The 6072-nt window shown below is 44.4% G+C and carries 5 protein-coding genes; 1 reads left to right on the plus strand and 4 read right to left on the minus strand.

The window, feature by feature from the left end:
• Positions 1–129 precede the first annotated feature (129 nt).
• From JHD69_RS18730 to JHD69_RS18740, 3 genes are read right to left on the minus strand one after another with little or no spacing between them, the layout of a single operon-like run.
• A complete protein-coding gene (locus JHD69_RS18730; protein WP_199141869.1) occupies positions 130–1989 on the minus strand; it encodes a sensor histidine kinase in 1860 nt (619 codons plus the stop codon).
• Between the two features lie 4 nt (positions 1990–1993).
• On the minus strand, positions 1994–2707 hold the full coding sequence (locus JHD69_RS18735; RefSeq protein ID WP_199141870.1) for a hypothetical protein: 714 nt from the start codon (positions 2705–2707) through the stop codon (positions 1994–1996).
• On the minus strand, positions 2694–5021 hold the full coding sequence (locus JHD69_RS18740; RefSeq protein WP_199141871.1) for an Rv1355c family protein: 2328 nt from the start codon (positions 5019–5021) through the stop codon (positions 2694–2696). The genes JHD69_RS18735 and JHD69_RS18740 overlap by 14 nt, the downstream gene beginning before the upstream one ends.
• A gap of 117 nt (positions 5022–5138) precedes the next feature.
• Here JHD69_RS18740 and JHD69_RS18745 point away from each other — a divergent pair, with 117 nt between their 5' ends.
• Positions 5139–5594, plus strand: a complete 456-nt coding sequence (locus JHD69_RS18745; RefSeq protein WP_199141872.1) for a response regulator — start codon at positions 5139–5141, stop codon at positions 5592–5594.
• A gap of 80 nt (positions 5595–5674) precedes the next feature.
• Here the strand turns inward: JHD69_RS18745 and JHD69_RS18750 are convergent.
• On the minus strand, positions 5675–6072 hold a 398-nt coding region (locus JHD69_RS18750; protein WP_233166045.1), incomplete at its 5' end, for a hypothetical protein.

Genomic DNA, 6072 nt, shown 5'->3' on the forward strand with positions numbered 1-6072 from the left:
CCCCCCCCCCCCCCCCCCCCCCCCCCCCCCCCCCCCCCCCCCCCCCCCCCCCCCCCCCCCCCCCCCCCCCCCCTTTTTAATGATCCGGCCACCACCGATATCTACACATGTCGTGGTTCGTCGGCAGCGTCAGATGTGTATAAGAGACAGGGCCTGTATGGCATTGGTCACCAAATTCATGAAAACTTGGTTGATTTTGCCAGGCAGGCAGTCTACTTTAGGCAAATTGCCATATTCCTTAATTACCGTAAGGTTGTCTGGCAAGCTGTTTCTTACCAGTACCAGCGTAGACTGAAGGCCCTCGTTAAGATCGATAGGCTTCATGTCTGTTTCGTCGACCCGACTAAAATTGCGGAGGCTACGGATGATTTCGGCCGTACGTTTGGCGCCTTCACTAATGCCCGAAAGGAGCGACGAGATTTCATTATTGACAAAGTCGATATCGATCTGTTTTTTGAATGCTTCAATTTCCTCTATTTGATCTTTAACATCTTTGTCGAGGTCAATGTTTTCGTATTTCGTAATAATTTCCTTCAAATCGTTAATGTCGAGCTCTAAAGGCTTGATGTTGGAGGTAACAAAGTTGATCGGGTTATTGATTTCGTGCGCAATGCCGGCGGTTAACTGACCCAATGCGGCCATTTTTTCGGCATCAACCAGTTGCGATTGTGTATCCTTTAAATTGGTAAGGGTTACATTTAAGGTATCGTTGGCATTTTCGAGCTCTTCCGTTCTTTCTTTTACCTTTTTCTCCAATACAATGTTTTGTTCCCTGATAAGCTTTTGGTTTTCGAGGGAAGCATTCAGGGCTTGGGCTTGGGCTACTTCGTTTTCCTTTTTAAAGAAGTTGATCTTATCGGCCAAGGCGAAAGAAAGTAACATCACTTCGATGGCCGACGAAATCTGCAGCAGGTAAATGGTAAAGTTGTTGTAAGGGATGGCGCCATAGTCTTTCATTACAAAAAGAATGGCCCCCACCAGCAGTACCGACCACGCCACCAGGTAATATCCCGCTGGCTTGAAATGCTTTTTAAAGTATACAAAACTTGCAGCGGCCAAGGCCAAAATCGTTCCAGAAATAGTGAGGAACTGCATGAATAAAAAGGCTGCATAAATACCGAACGTACATAGCACAACCAGGTTCAGCAAGGTTAAATAAAAATAGATGACGATGAGCCTGTGCCAAAGCTTGGAGAATACCTTGGTGTTGAGGAACGAAAGCGTGAACAAACTGGTAAACACCAGCGCCATGCTCGAAAAAAGAACCACCGAATAGGTGTTTGCCGTGCTTCCTTCGGGAAAAAAATACTTGGCAAAATAGCCTTGTATAGAGATTTGCGTTAGCCAGGTGAAGAAAATGTAAAAAATGTAGTAGAGGTAGCTTTTGTCTCTGATAATGATAAACAGAAACAAGTTGTATACAAACATAACCACCATAATACCCGTGTACAGCCCGAAAATGATGTTTCTTAATGAGAAATTTTCCAGTAGTGCACCTTCTTCAATGATGCTTACCGGCGCCAGGAAAGTTTCATTGGAGCGGAGCCTGAGAAAAAGTTCGTCGTTAGCCTCTAATAGAGGAGGCAACTGAAATATCTTTCCCAAAGTTGCGCCATTGTTGGCATATGGAAAGCTGCTGAATGGTTTGATCAGTTTGGTCTCGCCGGTATGATGTACCAAGTAAAGTTCGGCAAGTGCCAAACGCGACTGGTCTATAAAGAGCAGCTGGCCGTTAAATTGCTTAGCTGTTTTTGGACTGAACTTAATCCAGTAGCTGGCTGTATCCAAGCTGTAGTTGAGTACATCTTTGTCGGTTGCAGTAAACTTTTGGCGTAGCACTTGGTTCAGGTTGGCTTTGTTGGTGCCATCTCTGTAGTAGGCTATGCTGAAAGTGTTTTGTAAAATGCCTTTATCGACATCTGAGGCCTTTGCCCTGAAATTGCCAACAGAAAGAAGGAGGAACAATAACAGGTATACCGTTCTTTTCATAAGCCTATAAGGTTAAATCGAAATGCAGGGTGATTGTTTCGCCGGTTTTAGATTGTATTTCTTGTTTGGTTATGGCATTTGCGCGCATGTTCATGGCAATGCTTCTTTCTGGTTCATGCGTCAGAGGTAGATTTTTTACATCATCGATTAAGATAGAAGTTGCCGTTAAATCTTCTTTGGGATAATAGAACTTGCCGTTGATGCCGATTTCGTTGATTACCCTAAAGCCACCGCGGATAGAGTTACGGTAAGTAGCGGGAGCACACAAACCAAACAAAGTGTTCAGCTTGATCATGTCGGCGTAAGCTACGCAGGCGGTGCTCAGGTGCATGCTGCCGATGCCAAGCCCGGCAATGTCCCAAGAGTTCCAAAGGCCACAAAGTTCGCCTGTGCCAGCATCTGTTCTCTCCTCTACCATTTGGTAAATCCTTTCGTCCATGTAGCCAACGGCATCTTCAATGGGAAGTGGGTTTTTTCGGTTGGCTTGATGGATGCGTCCACCGGCCAAGGCCCGTCCGCCTTCTTCGGCAGTAACCAAAATCACAAATACATCCGGATTAAGTACCCAATCTATTTTTGCCGAGGTAATTTGGGTAATACCAAAAATTTCGAGAACATGGGTATGTCCTTCAATAAATTTCATGCACGCTGCGCGGTCGTCAACGGCCCTAAAGGCCTTGAAATATAAATTATCTATATGTGGCCTATGCTCTTCCAATGGAGAATATTTTATCGGTTGTTTTTCTGATCGTTCTTTCTGGCGATGGGCTGGCTTTGAAAAGCCTGAACATGAATATGGCCTGTTCATCAGCCTGTAAGCCAAAAATATGTTTAAACTGCTGTTCGGCTTGGCTTAACTGGGCCTTGCTTTCTGTTGGCAAAGGTAAGCTGTTTTCGACAGAGTTTTTGTAGAAAAAGATCAAGGGTACGTTAATCGGGTGTACCTGAAGGCCTAAGCCCGTGGCGCCCAGCCAAAGTTTTTCGGCAGCCATACCGCCTTCAATAAACGATTTGATCTCGCCCTGTGGCATGGTAACCAAACCTATAGCGCTCGACGCCATGAATTGCATCATAGAAAGGCGTTTAAAACCACTGCCACCGTTAATCTGTTGCAAAAAGTTGATCATTCTTTTGTCTTTAAGCAAACGGATGCCAATTTGGTCGTTATTGCCCAAGTCGAGGGTGTGTATGCCGATGCCATCTTCGGTTGCATTTACCTCGTCCAAGTTCCAGCGCATTTCACGTTGGATAAAATCGGTATGGGCTTCAGGTATAAACATTCTTAGCAAATCGGCGTGGGTAGCCATCATGCCCAGGTTTTTGATCATTTCCGGATCGGTAACCCATTGCAGTTTGGCATTTTTGGTTTGTTGCACCAGGCTGCTTAAATGCGCCAAGGTATCTTGGTCAAGCTCCTGCCTTGGGCCGATTTTTCGGTTGGTATGTCTTAACGGGATTTGGTTGGCTAATTCTTTTTCTGCATCGGTTGGCTGGTAACTTCCGGTAAAACTAAACCAAGCAATATGTTTTGGTGCCAATTGTGGCGTAAGTTGCCAGTTAACCGCCAAGTTTAGGCTGGCTGCTTTAAGCAACAGGTTTTCTATGCTGGCTCCCAAAGCCGTATAAGAAGAAATAAACTGCGGATCCAAATAGGCCTGGGCAACCTGCTCTTCTAAGAACAAGTGCAACAAGCCATTTTGGTAGTGCCAGTGCCAAGGCTGGTTGTTGCCTCCCGAAGGTGCCTGTTTGGCCGCTTCGATCAGTTGCAGCAATACCTCTTCGCTGATATTTTGCTGGCTGGGTTCAAAGGCCAGTCTATGTTCGCTGATAAAATCTTCAATCTCCTTTTTGCTAAGCAATACCGGGGCGGGAAAGGCGGTTGGAGTTTCGGCAGGTTTAGGGTCGCTGATTAGTTCGTCAAGGTCTAAAAAGAAACGTCCTGATACTTTTAGCAGATTCAATAATATCTTTCTCGACAGATCGGCAGTAACACCACCACCATAGGTAACTGCACTGGCCAATTGCGGCCAGGTCGAAATGGTACCCATAATCTCAACAGCCGAAGCTTTCATGCGGGGCGATAAGGTTTCTACGCCAGTTACCGCAGTAATGTACGGGGCCCTTTCGTCTAGCGTGGTCAGCGTTTGGTATTTGCTCATGTCCAGATGTTCTACCATGCCATGCAAAACAGGTCTTTCGGGCTCCAGATCAAATCTTTCAATATCAATGGTGCCACGGTCGCTGCCTTCCATTAAAACCGGAATGCCCAAGGCTTTGGCCTTGGTACGCGCATTGATTTTGATGTCGAAACTGTCGCATTCGTCAATCAAAAGGTCGAGCTTGCCATTTTCGGTCAAAAATTTATCCAGATTCTCTTCGGTAATACCTTCTTCAAAGCAAACCACGTTCAGGTAAGGATCTATTTCGGCAATTTCGCGGGCCACGATAACGGTTTTCTTGATTTTAAGGTTGTAAATCCCCGTCCTGATGCGGTTGATGTTGCTGAGGTCGAGTTCGTCGAAATCGGCAATGCGCAATTCGCCGAATCCTCTTTCCATGGCCAGGGTTAATGAAACCGATTGTCCTACCGAAAGTCCCATGACCCCAATTTTCTTTTGGGCCAGTGTTTGCTGCTCCTGTGCGGTAATTTTATGCTTGTTGCGGTTGGTGCGAACAATGGCAAAATCTGCTTCATCTAATAAATGCACCAGTTTATTGGCCCAGGGATAGTAGACCCAAACCCCAAATTCTTCGGGTTCAAGTCCGCCAAAATGCTTTGCTACGGCATCGGCCAATACGCTCGGAGGCATAAAAACAATGGTAGGCTGCAAACATTTGATCAATTCTTCTACTTGGTCCTTAATGTGGTCGTAAACTTGTAGATTTGTCCTGCTTTGAATAAGCACTTCAAATGCATTTTTTTGCTCTTGATCCAGTAACCTGAAGAACACAGGTTTATAGCTGTTTTGGTAGGCTAGTGTTTGTTCGGTGAGCTGTGAGAGCAATGGGTTGAAACCAGTATTAGACTGCATTTTTGGTAGTAAAATAGTAACTTGTTAATGATAAAATACGTATAAATGTTAAAACAACTAAATTAGTCTTTTAAGAGTTATAATAAAAAAGTATTTTTATCTTTTATTAACATCCCGATGAGCACAAATATCCTATACGTAGACGACGAACCACACAACCTGAGCGCCTTTGCGGCAACCTATCGCAGGTTGTACAAAATTTTTACGGCCGAATCTGCCGAAGATGGCAGAAAAATACTAGATAAAGAAGATATCCATATCATTATAACCGACCAAAGGATGCCCAAAACCACTGGTGTAGAGTTTTTGGCTTCCATTTTAGAAGAACACCCCGATCCGATCAGAATGATCTTGACAGGCTATACCGATATCGACGCCGTTATCGATGCCATCAACAAGGGCCAGGTTTATCGTTACATCCAAAAACCTTGGATGGAAGAGGATCTTCGTATCAATATTGAAAAAGCCATCGAAATTTATACCCTAAGAAAAGAAAACCGGGAGCTTACCGAAAAACTATTGGTTGCCAACAGGCAATTGGAATTTATCGCGCGCCAAAATCTCCTGTCGTAAGCTAACCTATTGCAGACTAGTCAAATTGCTTAATCATTCTTAACCTATAAATCCGTCGTTTAGTTTTAAATAAATTATTATTATTGTAAAACGCTGTCTGTTTTTTTCGGGACAGTTAACGCCTGGATGAAGAATTTTTGCTTTTTGGTTCTGCTTTTTTTGCTTTTTGGCCCCTTTAAAAAGGCGAGTGCCCAAAATATTTCTAATGAAGGGACCGACTTTTGGGCCGTTTTTCCTACGCATGTGCCCAGCGGAAACAGCTTTGCCAATATGGTGATCTTTATTTCTGCTAAAGCTAATAGTTCAGGGAAAGTAATTGTAGGAGGGCAGACCTTCAATTTTACTGTAAAGGCCAATTCAATAGCCCAAGTTAACATTCCGCGAAATCTGGCGTATATAGACGATGTTAATGCCGGTAAGGTGTTGACCAATAAAGGAATACATATTGTTGTTGATGCCCTGTCTCTTATACACATCT

Origin of the sequence: Pedobacter sp. ASV12 (assembly GCF_016429155.1) — a bacterium.
Taxonomy (GTDB): domain Bacteria; phylum Bacteroidota; class Bacteroidia; order Sphingobacteriales; family Sphingobacteriaceae; genus Pedobacter.